This window comes from Paenibacillus segetis (assembly GCF_014639155.1).
GTDB lineage: Bacteria > Bacillota > Bacilli > Paenibacillales > Paenibacillaceae > Fontibacillus > Fontibacillus segetis.
On the sequence record NZ_BMFT01000002.1, the window covers coordinates 201,695 to 218,262 of the forward strand.

Consider the following 16,568-nt stretch of genomic DNA (forward strand, 5'->3'; position numbering starts at 1 on the left):
CCCTTGGCACTTACTATCATACGGAAAGAAAGGAGTGCGAGGGGCATGATTCAGCATATCGAAGCCGCAAAGCTGGGGGATGAACTGGCTTTTGAACATATTGTTCGGCATTATACCGGGATGGGAATAACGATTGCGTATGAAAAGCTGCGTGATAATCAATTAGCAGAAGATGCCGTCCAAGAGGCTTTCACAGAAGCGTTTCTGCATTTGGACAAGTTGCGTACAGCAGATGCTTTCCCAGGATGGTTCAAAGTTATTGTTGTTAGGCAATGTTATCGTATCTTGCGTAGACAACAGCATGATAAAGTTCCATATGATGAAGCAGTTCACTCGGTAGAGTCACCTACAAATGTCGCTGAACTTATTGAGCAAAGAGAAATGCAACAACTCATTCACGACTCTATCGCCAAATTAACATCCAATATGAGAATTGCGGTTCAATTATTTTATTTCCAGGGGTATTCACTGAAGGAAATTTCATTAGTTCTGGGTGTATCTGTTCCCGTATTGAAGAAGCGAATCTTTGATGCTCGCCATAAGCTCAAAGGAGCATTGCCCGTAGCCGATTTGATCTCCGTATTTCATCATCTACATGAAGGAGGACAACGCATGTTACACATTGTAAATGGGGATTCGGTAGCGGAGAGGTTGCGAGAAGGCGTGGTAGACGGGGATATTCTCGTATGGAGAGAGGTCTACCCGCATGGTCCTGTATTTGTAGATCCTGCGATATCTAATCATCGTACCGTTCGAGCACAGTATTTAGAGCAAACGTTGGGCGTGCCAAAAGGGGATTTTATTCAGAGTAGTGAGGATCAGGAGAAGGTTCTGGCTGATTTTCAAAAGTACGACGAGGTTGTGTTATGGTTCGAGCATGATTTATTTGATCAGTCGATGTTATGCTATTTGCTCCATTGGTTCTCGCAGCAGCATTTGGGCACAATGAAGCTGAGCTTATTGTGCATCGGAGAATATCCCGGAATCGAAGTATTTCGCGGGTTAGGACAACTATCTGCGGAACAGCTAGGAACGTTATCGGGAACCTGGAGAACGATCGGGGCTCCAGAGCTGGAACTTGGTAAAGCTTTGTGGCAGGCCTATGCTTCTCAAGACCCTATGCGGCTGCAACAGATGCTCACTGAAGATACTTCCGCATTGCCCTTTGCGCATGACGCATTTGAGGCTCATTTATCGCGATTTCCTTCAACGTACAATGGACTTGGTGTAGTAGAACAGACAACGCTTGAGATGGTTCATGCTGGAATAAATACGCCTCATGAATTGTTTCGAAATGTGGGAAATAAGCTTCATGTTCTAGGAATGGGGGATCTGGAATACTGGTATCTTCTACAGAAGATGTCTCAAGATCCGTGCCCACTACTGCAAATGGATGATTTAACGGTACGTCCTACCTTTAATGAACCGACGACGCCAGTTCATAACGCTGAAGTTGCGCTCACAGAACTAGGCATGGCGGTAATGAACGGACAAGAGGACTGGGTTGTAACGAAGGGCATAGATCAATGGTATGGCGGGGTACATTTGCTGGGGAAATCTCCTCAGTGGCGTTGGGATTCTGCCAATAAAACGCTTCAGTAGGGACAGGTGGACAGGATTCTTCTCCCACCTTGGTCCCAAGGAGGGTAGCCCCTGAAACCAAGCGGTTTTAGGGGTTTCTTTTTGCATGTGGCGTACATTCGTAACCTTTCTTAGTCCTACACGTTTATCTATCAGGATCATCCTCATGATGACTCCACGCTTGATCAAGTGGATAATAGAAGTTATGGTAAATATGAGTACGGTGCATGCTAAGGTTGATAGGATTAATTGATATGGGAGTTGGATGAGATGAAGCTTATCACCATTTTAATAGCGGATGATGAAGCGGAAATTGCAGATCTGATCGCGTTACATTTGAAAAAAGAAGGATATCATATTATCAAAGCAGCCGACGGGAAAGAGGCTATGCAAGCCATTCAATCCCAATCGATAGATTTGGCGATCTTAGATATTATGATGCCAGAGCTAGATGGGTATGAAGTCACTAGGCAAATTCGCGAAAAACATCATATGCCGATTATTTTTTTGAGCGCGAAAACTTCTGACCTCGATAAGATTACTGGGCTTGTTATGGGGGCCGATGATTACATGACCAAACCATTCAATCCAATGGAGTTAGTTGCACGTGTCAATTCTCAACTGCGCCGATCCATGCAATTCAGTCAACCCTCAGTAGCGACCAAACCTATACTTGAAGCGGGAGGATTGACCATATGCCCCGATCAGCATACCGTTACCCTGTATGGCGAATTGATCGAGCTCACGCCCAAGGAATTCGATATTTTATATTTGTTAGCTAAGAATCCCAAGCAGGTCTTCAATGTGGAAAGCATCTTCCAGCATGTGTGGGGCGAAGCGTACTATGAGAGTGGCAATAATACGGTCATGGTGCATATTCGGGCCTTACGTAAAAAGCTAGGCGACGACATCAATAAGACCAAATTTATCAAAACCATTTGGGGTGTGGGGTATACGTTCAATGGATAAAATATTCCGTAGCTTTCGGACCAGGATGATTCTGTTGCTAGGGCTAAGTATGTTAATATCCGGCTTGATTACGTACTCTATATATAAAATTCTTCAGTTGTATTATCGTTCTCAGGTGAAATTTGAAGATCCATTAACTCCGATTCGCTACTTCATGAGAGATATTGGCGACGTGAACGCCTTTCTGATTATATTTATTCCTCTGGCGATTTTCTTCTTTTTTATACTGACCAAACCATATGCGACCTATTTCAATGAAATCTCTAGGGGCATTCATCAGCTTGCTAAGGGGGATTTTAACCATCGTGTCCATATTTCCTCCAATGATGAGTTTAGACAAATTGCAGATGACCTTAATCTTGCCAGCGAAAAATTACAAGAGGCTGTTGAAAGAGGAGAATTTGCGGAAAATAGTAAGGATCAGTTGGTCGTTAATCTAGCGCATGACTTACGTACGCCACTGACTTCTGTGCTAGGTTATCTCGATTGGATTCTTAAGGATCGTGATCTAACCGAAGAGCAGGTCAGGCATTATGCAAACATTGCTTATACCAAATCACAGCGTTTGGAAAGGCTCATTGATGAGCTATTCGAAATCACCAGAATGAGCTATGGCAGACTGCCTATTGAACAGTCACGAATAGATATAAGTGAGCTCCTAGTGCAATTAAATGAAGAAATGTATCCAACTTTTGAGAATAATAACGTAACTTCGAGATTGACTATTACGCCTAATCTATGGATTAACGGAGACGGAGAGCTGCTGGCACGGGTGTTTGAGAATCTTTTAGCCAATGCAATTCGTTATGGTAAAGACGGTCAGTTTGTAGATATCAATTGTGAATCGAAGGAAGGACAAGTGGTAGTTCAGGTGATCAATTATGGAGGGTTTATTGCCCCAGAAGAATTACCGCATATTTTTGACCTGTATTATACGAGCAACCGAGCGCGGACACATCAAGATGGCGGGACTGGACTTGGTTTATTTATAGCGAAAAATATAGTAGAGCAACATGACGGGATCATTACTGCTGAGAGTAATGTGGTAAGTACGCAATTTGAAGTGAGGTTGCCGCTGGACATGGGCAATTGAAAATGAGACAAGAAACCTGTCCCTCTGTCCCATCTTAAGAAAATCTTTAGATTTGTCCTATTTTTTCTTAAACATTTTTCTCTATCCTAGGTATTATGAAGGATCAAGGAGGAAACTGCACATGAAGAAGTGGGGCTTTTTGCTGTTGATTGTATTGCTGCTAGTCGTTGGATCTCGGTATTTGGGACCATACGCCCAGCAAGAAAATAAGCTAATTAATGAAAAGCGAATAGTTCGGGAGGATAGCGATACTCATAAGGTTGCAGATACCGTTTCGAATCCCTTTGGAAATACGAAGAAAATAGTCGTGACTCAAGATCAGATCTACCAAGGCAATTTGTTGCTGGTGAACAAAGACTATCCTGTTCAGCAACAAAGTGTGAAGTCTGATGTTGTTAATCTATTTAAGCAAAACAATATGGTGAAGAGTTATGGACTGTTGGATACGAATATCAGGTTGTCTAAAAGTGTAGCGGAACAATTTCAGAAGATGATAGAGGTTGCGGAGAGCGATGGGGTTAATCGCTTTATGATCAGTAGTGGCTATCGGGACTTTGAGGAGCAAGAAGAATTGTATCAGACCAAGGGCTCGGATTACGCTTTGCCAGCGGGGTACAGTGAGCATAATTTAGGATTATCGCTTGATGTAGGCTCCACTCAAGCCGAGATGAGTAAAGCGCCTGAAGGCAAATGGTTGAAGGAAAATGCCTGGAAGTATGGCTTTATTTTGCGTTACCCAGAGGATAAAACGGCGATTACAGGGATTCAATATGAGCCTTGGCATTTTCGCTATGTTGGTACGCCGCATAGTGTCATTATGCAGGAGCATAATCTGACGCTAGAAGAGTACGTAGATTTCTTGAAAGAACACGGGAGTATTTCAACAACAGTTGCGGGCAAGGAATATGAGGTTACTTATTATCCTGTTTCGAAACGAACGACCGTAAAAATACCAGCGAATAGTCAGTATGAGATATCCGGGAATAATTTAGATGGAGTTATTATCACTGTCGAATTAGATGGGGAATGAGGTGAGGAACTACAATGAAACCTATGAAGCCTGTATTGAGAGTTGTTCTAACCGCAGGATTTGTCGTGTATTTATATGCACTAATGAGGCTGATTTTATTAAAATGGAATCCTCCCAACCTCCCGTTTCTCTACGGTCAATTGTTGCAGGCTTTTAACAAACCTGAGCGGGTATTTGGATCCGGTGCACGGCTAGGAAATTTAGTCCCCTTTAAGGAGATCCTAAATGCAATGAAGGATATATCGCTCTCTGATCCTCATTCACTGATTAACTTAGTAGGGAATATCGCGGTGTTTGTTCCGTTCGGAGTGTTCATTTCCATACTATTTCATCATAAGGGTGCATCTTTTAGGAGAGTGTTGATTTCATCTCTAGCTCTCAGTTTGAGTTTCGAAGTGGCACAACTTGTGTTATACATTGGAACCTTTGATGTGGATGATCTGATCTTGAATACAACTGGCGGATTGATCGGTTATGGTGTCGTAAGATTGTTTATGTGGGTATGGGGCAGAGATGGGGGGACGGGTTCCTTGTCCCACTCTTAACTGGGATAAAGGACCTGTCCCCCTGTCCCACCTACCACGCCGTTTCCTAATTCTCTTTCTTCTTCAAGAATCTTTTCTTCATGAATAGGAAGACACATAGGGCAAAGATCAATATCAAGGCAATATAGATGATGTTCGAATAGACATCCATATAACCAACGATATCTCCCCAGGAAGAGCCAACCGCAGCGCCAATATAGATAAGAACTGTATTCCAGATTAAGGAACCAAGCGTTGTAAGAGATAGAAAAGTAGCAAAATTCATTCGTATACTACCGGCCGGGATAGAGATTAAGCTTCTTATCAACGGGACGAACCGACACACAAATACTGCCCATGAGCCATATTTGTTAAACCAGGCATCCGCCTTATGGATATCTTTGTTCGTTAAACGAAGGATGCGACCATATTTGACGATAATCATTTCCAACCTTTTGACATCAAGCAGTAGACCAATCCAATACAAAATGATGGCTCCGACTACTGAACCAATGGTGGATGCGATAATGACTCCGATAATACTTAGATTTGAATAGGTAGTCATAAAACCGCCAAAGGTGAGAATAACCTCTGATGGAATAGGTGGGAAAAGATTCTCTATCGCAATCAATAGAAAAATACCAATATAGCCAAACTGATTCATGACGTCAGTGATCCATTGTTCCATTTCTACACTCCTATCAGATTTGTTTTTCTAAGTTACATGCTCTTTTGGACTTTGAATAAATCGATTCACAATGTTGGTTGTATTCACCCAATCCTGAATATCTCTATTTAACAACTGTACTCCCTCTTCCGTAATGGAATAATATTTACGCTTTCCCCCGTGAGTTTCATCACCCCAAAAGGAGGAAATGGCATCATGCTTCTCCAACCGTTTGAGGGCCAAGTACAGCGTAGCCTCTTGTATCTCAAATTCCCCCTGGGTTTTTAACTTTATCGTCCTAGATATCTCGTATCCGTAGCTCGCTTTTTCTTTAAGAACAGATAAAATCAGCAGATCGATGGTACCCTTTAGCATTTCGGTATTCAAAGTGTCACCCCCAAAATAAGTACTCAACTATATTAAGTACTTTTTTATCATAAATGAGATGGTTTGAAAATGCAAAATAGTTGGAAAGCATGAAAACGAGATTGCTAATTTCATAGTGGTCAGATAAACTTGGTAAAAATATACGGGGGGGAAATTGGCCGTGGTGGAAAATAGCGAGTTAAGACAGTTTCCGGTACTAGAGACCGAGCGTTTGCGGTTAAGACAACTTGGACCGTTGGATGCTGCAGCATTGTTCCGCATTCTCTCTTCAGAAGAAGTTACACGGTATTATGGTAGATTCCCACTAATAGAACAGCTTGAAGCAGAAGAGATGATTGAACGATTTCGACTATTGTTCGAGGAGCAGAGGGGCTTTCGTTGGGGGATTGAGCTAAAGGAGAACGCACAAGTCATTGGAACGGTAGGATTCCATGCTTGGGCATATTCTCATAACCGCGCAGAGATTGGGTATGAGCTTAATGAGTCCTATCATGGCAAAGGTTATGCCCATGAGGCGCTGACAGCGGCGATATCGTATGGTTATCAGGATATGGGACTGAATCGAATCGAGGCTCTTGTATATCCACAGAATGAAGCATCGGAAAGATTGCTGCTACGGCTTGGTTTTCAGTTGGAAGGTCTATTGAAGCAATATGCCTTCTTTCGCGATACGTATGTGGATTTGAATATGTTTGCATTGTTGAGAGAACCGTGAACCTAGTGGAAAGTGGTGAGAGTTAATCGGGGGGAACCGTATAACAAGATAATATGGTATGAGTACACATTCGGTGAATTAGGAGATTTCTAAATATGCAAAAGAAGATTTTGATCGTTGAAGACGATATCCATATATCCAAAATCATTAAAATGAATCTCAACCTCGTGAACTACGTGACGACTGAGGTGTACGACGGCTTGGCTGCGCTTGAGGCGGTGAAGCAAGAGAAGTTTGATCTCATCCTGCTCGACGTCATGATTCCGCTGCTCGACGGATTTGCGTTAATGGAAAAAATCCAGCCTTACCGCATTCCGGTCATTTTCCTGACGGCGAAAAACTCGGTTTACGACAAAGTGGGCGGATTGAACTTGGGAGCCGACGACTACATGGTCAAGCCCTTTGAAGGGATTGAACTACTGGCCAGGATTGAAACCGTATTGCGAAGATACGGCAAAGAAGAACACATGATAAAGTTTCGAAACATTCAAATAGACTTAGACAAACGAGAAGTGACCCAACAGGGGGAGCCAGTCGAACTGACCCCGAAGGAATACGAGTTGATTGTCGTGTTGCTGAAAAATAAGAACATCGCCCTCTCCAGAGAGCAGTTCATCGATAAAGTATGGGGAGGCGACTATTACGGCGAGACGAGAACGGTCGATATGCATATCAAATCGGTGCGCAAGAAGCTTCAGCTTCAGGATCATATTAAGACCATTTACAAAATCGGTTACCGGCTGGAGGATTGACCGATGAAATTTTGGCAAAAAATTTATTTGTTCTCTTTTCTGGTCTTTGTAATCATCTTTAATGCGGCTTCCATTATGGTCATTGAGCGGAGCCATAACAAAATGCTTGGACAGGAAATCAATAACGTGTTAAGCCAGAATATGAGCATTCATTCCAGCGTAGATGCGATTGTTCCGATCCTTCGTATCTACGATTCTATTGATTACGAGAAAACGGTATTAACCAGTATCGCCAATGAATTTGTTGCGAAGAATAGCGACGAACATGTTTATATGGAGATTACAAACGATACGAACCAGATGATCTTCAGCAATACCGATTTCACGATGCCGACGCATCGTGAGGAATTGGATAACCTGGATATCGACGAAATTAATTACATATTGCGGGATATCGATCAGCATACGATATTATTCACATCGAACATTACGAATATTAATAATAAAAGATATGTGTTCACCTACATGAAAGACGTTACTCCCTTGTACCAGGATCGCTTGGATCAGTACGGTTTTTTCGTAAGAGTAGATTTGGCCGCATGTTTCCTCTATATGCTTATTATGCTTTTTGTGAGCAGAGGGCTGACGAAGCCGATCAATCAACTCAATCGAACGGCTCAAGTCATTGCGCAGGGGGGCTTTTCGGAACGTGTTAGGTTGAAATCAAAGGATGAAATAGGCGTATTGGCACGCAATTTTAATGATATGGCTTCGGTTGTCGAGAATACAATTAATGAGCTTGAGCGGCACAATCAAGAGAAGCAAAGGTTCATCAATAATTTTACTCATGAATTAAAAACGCCGCTCACGTCGATTATCGGATATACAAATTTCCTGAGGACGACTAAATACAACGAAGAGCGGTTTCTGGATGGGTTGAATATCATTTACTCGGAAGGCAAGCGATTAGAATCGCTTTCTTTCAAGCTAATGGATTTAATTATGCTTCAGGAGGATCATTTCCAGATGGAGGAGCATGATATGGGAGCCGTTATCGCCGAGATCGAGCCTGCATTGGAGATGATGGCCAAGGAGAAGCAGGTTTTGATCATCACGGATTGCGAAGAGGGCAAGCTACAACTAGACAAGGATTTGATCAAAATTCTGATCTTCAATCTGGTTGACAATGCGCTTAAAGCTTCAGCCGAACAACAGAGCATCATGCTCCGTACTTACTGGCGTGACGGCCGTTACATTCTTGAAGTGATTGATCAAGGCATCGGTATTAGCAAAGAGCATGGGGACAAAATTTTTGAACCGTTCTACATGGCGGATAAAGCTAGAACGAGAAGCTACAATGGGGCGGGCTTAGGTCTCTCGATATGTCAAAGCGTAGCGAGCATACATAATGCCGTCATCGAAGTGGGCAGTAAAGAGAATCAGGGAACGACGATTGGCGTTATTTTCGATCAGATAGGTCCGAAAGGCGGGATGAATTCATGAATAAGCTCATTTTAGTTATCGTATGTGCGTTATTCATGTTCCTGACGACAGGGTGTGGGGGATTGTTCAACGCGATCGAAAAGGACACTGTCATGGTAAAAAAAATAACCCAAGAGCACAACAGCAACGAAGTGAACTACGAAGGCGTTCTTTCTCAGGATACTGTGAAGACGCTCAGCTTGAATGCAGTCAACAAGTACTTTAACAAGAAGCTGACGATGGACGTGGTCCAATTCGAGTTGATGGCGATAGATCAGAAGAAGTTTAAAGATTTGCTAGACAAGGCGGAATACGGCGTTGATTCGAAACCAAAGCACAATCAGGGGTTCAAATTTGATATCAAAAAGGAGCTGAATAAATTTCCTGACGGTCTGTTTTACATGACTCTAACCCTTTCGGCTGATCGAAATGAAGTCTATGATATTGTGTTGAATGCCAAAGATGGTGAAGTAATAAAAATAGCCAAAGTAGATCAGATCTCAAAGGTCACTTATAACGATAATGAACCGAATGTGATAATGGATGGGGTAGTCGAGATCGCTAATCAGTTTATTCAGGACAAGGGAAGTTATCCCTTGTCCGATCTAATCCTGGATGAGAAAGGCATCCGCTCTGGGATCGTAGCGGAATTGTATTATATGAGTAAGGATAACCAATCATTAAGCTACAGTATCATAATTAATACTAGAACGAAGCAAGTGGTTGGGTTTAACAAAGAAGTGATGGCGATGCTTAGTTATTTTTCAGGGTCATAAGTTGACCAACAGTACCAGTACCAGTGCCAGCTGCAGCCGCAGCTGGTATTTTTGTGTTGATCTGCTGGTTGAATGCAATCTTTACAACTTCAATACAAGTCCATCTAACTTATCATATATGCGCTTACTATACTGACAGAGTACCGCCGCAAGATGGATGAGGGACGATGGATTAGCGCAAGTGCCCATCTATACGGTTTTATTATTTGATATCCGAGAGACAAGGAAGCGAGACAGCGTGATAAGGATAAGCAGAAAACAGCTTCAACGCCGCCAAGCGAAATTTTTAATAAGTGTCTTCGCTTTGATAGGAATGGTCTGGTCGATATATGGACTATCCTCATCCACGGTTTCGTGGAATCGAATCACACCTTCGGCGGAGTCGGCAGTTTTGCCGTACAAGAATGAGGCAACGCCAAGTAAAGTATCCCAACGCTACAAAATCGTGATCGATGCGGGGCATGGGGGCAAGGATCCTGGCGCAGAAGGAGTTAGCGGTAACAGGGAGCAAGCGTACACGCTCGAGCTGTCTATGAAGGTTGTTGACTTACTTCAGAAGGAGCCGATGTTCGAGGCGTACATGACACGTACGGATAACACCTTTGTCGGTCTGGAGGATCGCGCCCAAATCGCAAACGATCTAGATGCAGATGCATTTGTCTCTATTCATGGGAATACATACACGGATCCCGACGTATCTGGCACTGAAACGTATTATTATGCAGACGAAAGCCTTCCGTTCGCACGCGAGGTGCACGAGCAACTAGCAGAAACTACAGGATTCAAGGATCGCGGTGTGAAAAAGGAAGGCTGGAAGGTACTTACGAACAGCAACAATCTCGCTGTTTTGCTGGAGGTGGGGTTCCTCACGAACCGGAGCGATGAAACGAATATGCTCAGCGATATGCACCAGAATCGAACAGCCGGAGCCATTGTGAAAGGGATTAAAAAGTATTTCGTGGATAGAGAAGATTAGAAATAGGAAGGAAGAATAAATATGAAAAAAGCATTGTTAATCATGGTAACAATTATACTCATGATCTCTGTCTCTGCTTGTAGCCGTGCTGACAATGGGAATACAGCGCAAACACCAAACGAGGATATGACAATAAAAGTGCCCGATGCAAATAAGACAGACGGAGAAAAGACTGAAGGAACGAAATCCAATAATGAGAAGAAAACCATTGTGTTCTCCACGTATTTTCCTGATGATTTCTATAAAAATGCTAAGAAGAAATATGAAGCCAAACATCCTAATATCACGATCGAGCTTACATATTTAGAGAGTGATGATGGTCCAGAATTGCAAGCAGCTACTGAGAAATTCGAAAAAATGACGAACACGGCCATGTTATCAGGTAAAGGTCCTGATCTGATTCAAATGGATCAATTGCCAATGGATAAATATGTGAAAAATAAATTATTAGCCAATATAAGTGAAATCATAGAGAATGATCCAACCTTTAAGAAAGAGCAATATTTCAACAATATTTTGGACAATGTTAAGACAAACGGCGGAATTTATGGGATGCCCTTGAAATTCATTGTGTATGGTCTGATGGGTGACGAGACATTGATTGAGAAAAACGGGGTGAAGTTTGACGACAAGACTTGGAATTGGAGTCAATATACCGATGTAATCAGAGAACTAATGAAATTTGGAGAGAAAAATAGCAAATATGGAGTATTTAGTTCTCCGGATGCTCTATTAAATGAAATGGTCAAAGATCAATACTGGGCGTTTGTAGATGAGGTCAATGGAAAGGTGAATTTCGATTCGGAACCCTTTACTACTTTACTCCAGCAAGTAAAGTCCTTGTCCGACGAACGTATGATCACTCAAGAACAAGTACACCCTCTATTCAGAACGGTTTCTATTATTTCACCAACTGATTATATTATTACCTTAAAAGAGAGTGAATTTTATCCGAAGGGCTATGTATTTAAATCCAAGCTGTACGATAAACCCAATGCAAATGGTCAGCAAGCTGGAGGTTATTTTAGGACGTATCAAACCATTGGCATCAATGAGAAGTCTTCTGTCAAAGAGGAAGCATGGGATTTCCTTAAATTTATGTTATCTGATGAGGTGCAAGCTCCAGGAACGAGTTTTCCTTTAAATAAAAGCTTATATGAGAAGCAAAGGCAGCAACTATTAGAGGAAGGGAAGGTTACTGCTAGTCAAGAAATGGGAGCTATGAGTGGCAAAGTGTTCGAGGTAACAGCAAAGGATATTCAAGAATTAGATCAATTCATTTCTGAAGCAACCCATCCCGTTGCATTCAGACCTTCTAAGGTCGAAGAGATCATTTCAGAAGAATCCAAAGCCTATTTCAGTGGACAGAAGTCAGCCGAAGTCGTGGCGAAGTTGATTCAAAATAGGGTGACAACTTTCTTGAATGAATAACCAATTGCTCGTAATGAACCTTGAACGAAAATTCAGGGTTCATTTTACTCATTTGAAGTGGATTTAGGAGGTATTAAACATGGAGGGCAAGCGTATTCGGAGCAAGCTATTTAAGCTGCTGTGCAAGGATTGGGCGGTGGCTTCTCTCTTCTTGGCACCGAGCTTGATAGGCTTCGCCATTTTTTATCTTATTCCGTTTGTCATGGGAGTACTCTATTCTTTTCAAGATAGCACGGTGGATGGCTCTTTTGTCGGTTTGGACAATTATAATGAACTGCTCGCTAGCGGATCTTTTCGTAAAGCGGCAACAAACACATTCCTATTTACCGGTGTAAGTGTACCTTTCATCGTTGCTCTGTCCTTATTATTTGCGCTTTTGCTGAATCAAAAACTATTTATTAGGAATTGGCTGCAGACCGCTTTTGTATTGCCACTTGTTGTACCCGTCGCATCCATTGTTATGATGTGGCAAATTTTATTCGACTGGAATGGGACAGTGAATTTGTGGATGGAGAGCATGCATATAGAACGAATCGATTGGATGAAGTCAAATTGGTCTATGGGCGTGCTCATCATCGTCTATATATGGAAAAATATCGGGTACAACATCATTTTATTCTTGGCCGGACTACAAAGTATTCCTAAGGATTACTATGAAACTGCGGATATCGAAGGTGCGGGCAGATTTCATAAACTGATTCATATTACGCTAGTCTATGTGACTCCGACCATGTTCTTTGTCATTTTAATGTCCATTATTAATTCGTTCAAAGTTTTCCGTGAAACGTATCTAATCGCTGGCGATTATCCACATGATCGAATTTATATGCTGCAACATTATATGAACAATATGTTTCTATCACTCGATATTCAGAAACTGACGGCCGCTGCCACTTTGATGGTAGGCTGTATTCTAATCAGTGTGACTGTCATGCTTTCAATAGAACGCCGTTTTCGGCAATTCATGGATTAAGTATAAGGACGGTGATAACATTGGTTATATTTCGCAAGTTTTCGTTAACGTTGGTGATGGGGATAATCGCCGCGATGATGTTATTTCCTATTGTGGTCACATTCACAAACTCGTTGATGACGGAAGGCGAGATTGACCATAACTATAATCTCATTGGCAAGATGATCAATACCGCAGCAGGAGAGAAAAATGGATATGTTAATCTGAAGTTGATTCCCGATTGGCTGTCGTTCGGTCAATATGCGGGAGTGTTGGTTCGTAAGCCTATATTCCTCCAGATGTTCTGGAACTCTGTATTGATGGTCACACCTATCATTGTCGGGCAAGTGCTAGTCGCATCTCTAGCGGCCTATGCTTTTGCCAAGCTCCGATTCTGGGGGCGAGATAAGTTGTTTATCATGTATTTAATGACCATGCTTATGCCATTTCAAGTCACGTTGGTTCCCAATTACATTATTGTGGAGAAGCTTGGACTTATGAACACGACATCTGCGATTATTGTACCGGGAATTTTCAACGCTTTCGGTGTGTTTATGTTGAGACAGTTCATATTACATATTCCGAGTTCGTATATCGAAGCAGCCAAAATGGATGGAGCCGGAAATTTAAGGGTCTTTTATAAGATCATCGTTCCTCTCATTAAGCCTGGGATCGCAGCACTGATCGTATTGCTATTTGTTGATAATTGGAATATGGTCGAGCAGCCGCTTATTTTTCTAGGGGATTCATTCAAGCAGCCATTGTCGCTATATTTGTCACGTATCAACGAAGGAGACCGCGGGGTTGCTTTTGCTGCAGCGGCGCTATATATGGCCCCAATGGTGCTGTTGTTTTTATACGCAGAGTCCTACTTTGTTGAAGGAATTCAGCTATCGGGAATTAAAGGATAGTCATATGGGGGTGATTATAATGGAATTACAACATACAGAACAAACGAAGTCTGGACGTAAGCGAATGATTCGATTGCTTTCTGGCTTGTTTATCAGCCTCCTGATTGTATTTACATTGCTTAGCAACACGCTGACGGCTCTGACTCTACCTAAGGTTATTGTAGTAGAAACGAGTCGGGGGCAGCTTATTCATATGTTTCAAGGTAGTAGTGTATTAAAGTGGATGACAGAAGTAACGTTAACGAATAGTACGGGGTGGAAAGTTAAGAGTGTAGATGTTAAGGAAGGAGAGGTTGTGAAGAAAGGCCAGAAGCTGGTCCTATATGACAGTACAGAGGCGGAACAACAGATTCTGGACGAACAAGCGAGTCTTCAAAAGCTTAAGCTTTCAATGGAAGAACTGCAGAGCAGTTATATTGAGGCTGTACAGAGCGGAGATGAGATGAGCATACGTAGCGCTAAACGTGTAATCGAGACCAGTAAAATCGATCTGGGAGTTCAACAACGAAAAATACAAAAGTTACAGGATCATTTGACTAATAATCGTGAATTGGTTGCTCCGTTTGACGGAATCGTCACGCAAGTAAACGCAACAGATGGCCTTATTTCATCAAATGGGGGAGCGGATGTGCGTATCTCGAACGGAAGCCTTGGGTTTGAGATGTTAGCCCCTGCTGGTATAGCTGATCTGCTAGAGATAGGAGAAAAGCTTGATGTTCAAGTGGGTGGAAAGAATGTCAAACAAGTCGAAGGCCAAATTGCAGAGATCCAAGATACAAATTCCATCGACACAGGCTCCGTAGGTAATGGTACGACCTTGAATTCTCCAATGAAGAATATTCTAGTCAAGGTACAAGACGAGAGTTTGAAGGGAGGCGATCGAGTTCACATGGAGCTGATTAAACCGACATCTGATGATGCGATATTGATATCCAACAAAGCCATCCACAAAGATGGCAACGGAAGTTATATATTTAAAATCGAAGAAAGAAGTGGTCCGCTTGGCAACACATATTACGTTCGAAGAACATCCATTATCGTCGCTGATTCCAATGAGCAAGTATCAGCCGTAACCCAAGGTGTATTCGAGGGCGAACAAATCATAGTCGAGAGCAGCGACCCGCTTCAGGATGGTGACAAGGTTCGGATGCATTAACAGCTATGCTAAAATTGTGACAAAGAAGGCTTCGTGAGGGCTGACCAATAGAATCCATAAAGAATCATCTTCTCATTCACTGAAGACGATTTTTTATGGATTTTTTTCACTGAATACCATCATCTTATTTAATTCATGCCCATATCTTCCATCTGATCTAGCTCCAATGGCAAAAGTGCATAGTCTCCGTCCCTAACAATCTGACATTTACGAACAGGAATAGGGTGTTTGAACAGCGGCCCATCTATAACAGTCGTATGGAACTCGCCACCTTCGCCGCAGGGGTCAATACCACGCGCTATAAGCTCTTGTATATATTCAAAGGTGAGTGTCCGTCCTAAATCATCTTCTCGCATGCCTAAGGATAGATTCACGGTTACAACAATTGTGGTAAATCCAAGATGGATAAATTCCTCGACTGCTTCTCTATGATCCATTACCCATAGAGGCATCCCAAGCTTTAATCCCGCATTTTTCGTAACTTTGTCATACCAACAACCATGAGCTGGCATATCCAAGTCTCCAGTTACTAACACCTCGGCACCTTGATCCTTAGCTTGGGCTAAGAGTTGCATATACACTTCTTCATAATCAGTCCAACTTGCTGCCCCGGTATATACCGGTAAACCTATAGATTCAGCTTGGGCACGTATGAGTTCTGGCGGCATTCCGTGGGATCTCGAACGTTTCCCTTCTTCCTCTAACATGACGATTAGTCCAACTGCCGTTCCCATTTTCATGGCCTTGTATAGAGCTAGAACACTGTCCTTTCCTCCACTAAAAGAAGCTATAAATTTATGCCCGTGGGCGCCATTTTTCCGGCCTGTAATCTCCATCATTGTAATTTTTATCCTTTATTGTTACGACTGTTGTTGAATAAGTTATATTTTTGTTGGAGGAACTAAGATGAGAATGGAACAAGTAAGTTCTTTAATTAAAATAGTTATAGGATTGGTCATTTTGCAGAATAGTAAAATACCGTTTGCTATTCTGATGAAAGTTGTAACAGGGTTAATCTTTGGTATTGTCTTAGGTGTTGTACGATATAAAACAAAAAATTGTTATTCCACAACTATTCTTCATAGTGTAATGAACATATTTGGAAGATAAGACGAAAGCCAAGTTAAGTAGGTTTAAAAGAAGTTACCAGTCGAAACTCTCAATCACACTATCTTTTACTCCACTAAATGTACAGTATGATCATAGATCATAATACAAGCAATATT

18 protein-coding genes are annotated in these 16,568 nt (G+C 42.1%); 15 read left to right on the forward strand and 3 right to left on the reverse strand.

What is annotated here, in order from left to right:
• Positions 1-45 precede the first annotated feature (45 nt).
• From IEW05_RS17120 to IEW05_RS17140, 5 genes are all read left to right on the forward strand, one after another.
• Positions 46-1,602 carry a sigma-70 family RNA polymerase sigma factor gene (locus tag IEW05_RS17120; protein ID WP_188541068.1) on the forward strand — a complete coding sequence of 519 codons (1,557 nt, stop codon included), beginning with the start codon at positions 46-48 and terminating at the stop codon, positions 1,600-1,602.
• 249 nt (positions 1,603-1,851) lie between these two features.
• Positions 1,852-2,550 carry a response regulator transcription factor gene (locus IEW05_RS17125; RefSeq protein WP_188541069.1) on the forward strand — a complete coding sequence of 233 codons (699 nt, stop codon included), beginning with the start codon at positions 1,852-1,854 and terminating at the stop codon, positions 2,548-2,550.
• Entirely contained in the window at positions 2,543-3,643 is a 1,101-nt protein-coding gene (locus IEW05_RS17130; protein WP_188541070.1) for a HAMP domain-containing sensor histidine kinase, read from the forward strand. The genes IEW05_RS17125 and IEW05_RS17130 overlap by 8 nt, the downstream gene beginning before the upstream one ends.
• A gap of 121 nt (positions 3,644-3,764) precedes the next feature.
• Complete coding sequence (vanY, locus tag IEW05_RS17135) at positions 3,765-4,673, forward strand: VanY-A/VanY-F/VanY-M family D-Ala-D-Ala carboxypeptidase (RefSeq protein WP_188541071.1); 909 nt, start codon at positions 3,765-3,767, stop codon at positions 4,671-4,673.
• A 14-nt stretch (positions 4,674-4,687) separates the two neighbouring features.
• Positions 4,688-5,218: a VanZ family protein gene (locus tag IEW05_RS17140; RefSeq protein ID WP_188541072.1), complete on the forward strand. Its 531-nt coding sequence runs from the start codon at positions 4,688-4,690 to the stop codon at positions 5,216-5,218.
• A gap of 46 nt (positions 5,219-5,264) precedes the next feature.
• Here IEW05_RS17140 and IEW05_RS17145 read toward each other — a convergent pair whose 3' ends face one another.
• The gene (locus IEW05_RS17145; protein WP_188541073.1) at positions 5,265-5,885 is read right to left on the reverse strand and encodes a DedA family protein; all 621 of its coding nucleotides are present in this window, start codon (positions 5,883-5,885) and stop codon (positions 5,265-5,267) included.
• A 27-nt stretch (positions 5,886-5,912) separates the two neighbouring features.
• Positions 5,913-6,251 carry a PadR family transcriptional regulator gene (locus IEW05_RS17150; RefSeq protein ID WP_188541074.1) on the reverse strand — a complete coding sequence of 113 codons (339 nt, stop codon included), beginning with the start codon at positions 6,249-6,251 and terminating at the stop codon, positions 5,913-5,915.
• A 160-nt stretch (positions 6,252-6,411) separates the two neighbouring features.
• On the opposite strand from IEW05_RS17150, the gene IEW05_RS17155 reads away from it, so the two are divergent.
• The 9 genes from IEW05_RS17155 (at position 6,412) to IEW05_RS17195 (ending at position 15,342) form a co-directional block, all read left to right on the forward strand.
• Positions 6,412-6,966: a GNAT family N-acetyltransferase gene (locus IEW05_RS17155; RefSeq protein ID WP_188541075.1), complete on the forward strand. Its 555-nt coding sequence runs from the start codon at positions 6,412-6,414 to the stop codon at positions 6,964-6,966.
• A 95-nt stretch (positions 6,967-7,061) separates the two neighbouring features.
• Complete coding sequence (locus tag IEW05_RS17160) at positions 7,062-7,718, forward strand: response regulator transcription factor (protein WP_188541076.1); 657 nt, start codon at positions 7,062-7,064, stop codon at positions 7,716-7,718.
• Between the two features lie 3 nt (positions 7,719-7,721).
• Entirely contained in the window at positions 7,722-9,161 is a 1,440-nt protein-coding gene (locus IEW05_RS17165; RefSeq protein ID WP_188541077.1) for a sensor histidine kinase, read from the forward strand.
• Positions 9,158-9,916 (forward strand): hypothetical protein, encoded by a 759-nt coding sequence (locus tag IEW05_RS17170; RefSeq protein ID WP_188541078.1) that lies wholly within the window; start codon positions 9,158-9,160, stop codon positions 9,914-9,916. Before IEW05_RS17165 ends, IEW05_RS17170 begins: the two co-directional genes overlap by 4 nt.
• A gap of 238 nt (positions 9,917-10,154) precedes the next feature.
• Positions 10,155-10,892, forward strand: a complete 738-nt coding sequence (locus IEW05_RS17175) for an N-acetylmuramoyl-L-alanine amidase family protein (RefSeq protein WP_188541079.1) — start codon at positions 10,155-10,157, stop codon at positions 10,890-10,892.
• Between the two features lie 21 nt (positions 10,893-10,913).
• The gene (locus IEW05_RS17180) at positions 10,914-12,323 is read left to right on the forward strand and encodes an ABC transporter substrate-binding protein (protein ID WP_188541080.1); all 1,410 of its coding nucleotides are present in this window, start codon (positions 10,914-10,916) and stop codon (positions 12,321-12,323) included.
• A gap of 79 nt (positions 12,324-12,402) precedes the next feature.
• Positions 12,403-13,296 carry a carbohydrate ABC transporter permease gene (locus IEW05_RS17185; RefSeq protein ID WP_188541081.1) on the forward strand — a complete coding sequence of 298 codons (894 nt, stop codon included), beginning with the start codon at positions 12,403-12,405 and terminating at the stop codon, positions 13,294-13,296.
• Positions 13,297-13,352: 56 nt separating this feature from the next.
• On the forward strand, positions 13,353-14,186 hold the full coding sequence (locus IEW05_RS17190) for a carbohydrate ABC transporter permease (RefSeq protein WP_188541473.1): 834 nt from the start codon (positions 13,353-13,355) through the stop codon (positions 14,184-14,186).
• A gap of 19 nt (positions 14,187-14,205) precedes the next feature.
• Positions 14,206-15,342, forward strand: coding sequence for an efflux RND transporter periplasmic adaptor subunit (locus tag IEW05_RS17195; RefSeq protein ID WP_188541082.1), 1,137 nt, complete (start codon positions 14,206-14,208; stop codon positions 15,340-15,342).
• 128 nt (positions 15,343-15,470) lie between these two features.
• Here IEW05_RS17195 and IEW05_RS17200 read toward each other — a convergent pair whose 3' ends face one another.
• Positions 15,471-16,181, reverse strand: coding sequence for a Dph6-related ATP pyrophosphatase (locus IEW05_RS17200; RefSeq protein WP_188541083.1), 711 nt, complete (start codon positions 16,179-16,181; stop codon positions 15,471-15,473).
• A gap of 67 nt (positions 16,182-16,248) precedes the next feature.
• Between IEW05_RS17200 and IEW05_RS17205 the strand changes: the two genes are divergently transcribed.
• The gene (locus tag IEW05_RS17205; protein WP_188541084.1) at positions 16,249-16,452 is read left to right on the forward strand and encodes a CPBP family glutamic-type intramembrane protease; all 204 of its coding nucleotides are present in this window, start codon (positions 16,249-16,251) and stop codon (positions 16,450-16,452) included.
• Positions 16,453-16,568 lie beyond the last annotated feature (116 nt).

What these genes read in the sequence shown, in the direction of transcription:
- IEW05_RS17140 (WP_188541072.1), top strand. Translation starts at nt 4,688, where the DNA reads ATGAAACCTATGAAGCCTGTATTGAGAGTTGTTCTAACCGCAGGATTT.
- IEW05_RS17145 (WP_188541073.1), bottom strand. Translation starts at nt 5,885, where the DNA reads ATGGAACAATGGATCACTGACGTCATGAATCAGTTTGGCTATATTGGT.
- vanY (WP_188541071.1), top strand. Translation starts at nt 3,765, where the DNA reads ATGAAGAAGTGGGGCTTTTTGCTGTTGATTGTATTGCTGCTAGTCGTT.
- IEW05_RS17200 (WP_188541083.1), bottom strand. Translation starts at nt 16,181, where the DNA reads ATGATGGAGATTACAGGCCGGAAAAATGGCGCCCACGGGCATAAATTT.
- IEW05_RS17160 (WP_188541076.1), top strand. Translation starts at nt 7,062, where the DNA reads ATGCAAAAGAAGATTTTGATCGTTGAAGACGATATCCATATATCCAAA.
- IEW05_RS17190 (WP_188541473.1), top strand. Translation starts at nt 13,353, where the DNA reads ATGGGGATAATCGCCGCGATGATGTTATTTCCTATTGTGGTCACATTC.
- IEW05_RS17195 (WP_188541082.1), top strand. Translation starts at nt 14,206, where the DNA reads ATGGAATTACAACATACAGAACAAACGAAGTCTGGACGTAAGCGAATG.
- IEW05_RS17170 (WP_188541078.1), top strand. Translation starts at nt 9,158, where the DNA reads ATGAATAAGCTCATTTTAGTTATCGTATGTGCGTTATTCATGTTCCTG.
- IEW05_RS17185 (WP_188541081.1), top strand. Translation starts at nt 12,403, where the DNA reads ATGGAGGGCAAGCGTATTCGGAGCAAGCTATTTAAGCTGCTGTGCAAG.
- IEW05_RS17120 (WP_188541068.1), top strand. Translation starts at nt 46, where the DNA reads ATGATTCAGCATATCGAAGCCGCAAAGCTGGGGGATGAACTGGCTTTT.
- IEW05_RS17125 (WP_188541069.1), top strand. Translation starts at nt 1,852, where the DNA reads ATGAAGCTTATCACCATTTTAATAGCGGATGATGAAGCGGAAATTGCA.
- IEW05_RS17130 (WP_188541070.1), top strand. Translation starts at nt 2,543, where the DNA reads ATGGATAAAATATTCCGTAGCTTTCGGACCAGGATGATTCTGTTGCTA.
- IEW05_RS17165 (WP_188541077.1), top strand. Translation starts at nt 7,722, where the DNA reads ATGAAATTTTGGCAAAAAATTTATTTGTTCTCTTTTCTGGTCTTTGTA.
- IEW05_RS17180 (WP_188541080.1), top strand. Translation starts at nt 10,914, where the DNA reads ATGAAAAAAGCATTGTTAATCATGGTAACAATTATACTCATGATCTCT.
- IEW05_RS17205 (WP_188541084.1), top strand. Translation starts at nt 16,249, where the DNA reads ATGAGAATGGAACAAGTAAGTTCTTTAATTAAAATAGTTATAGGATTG.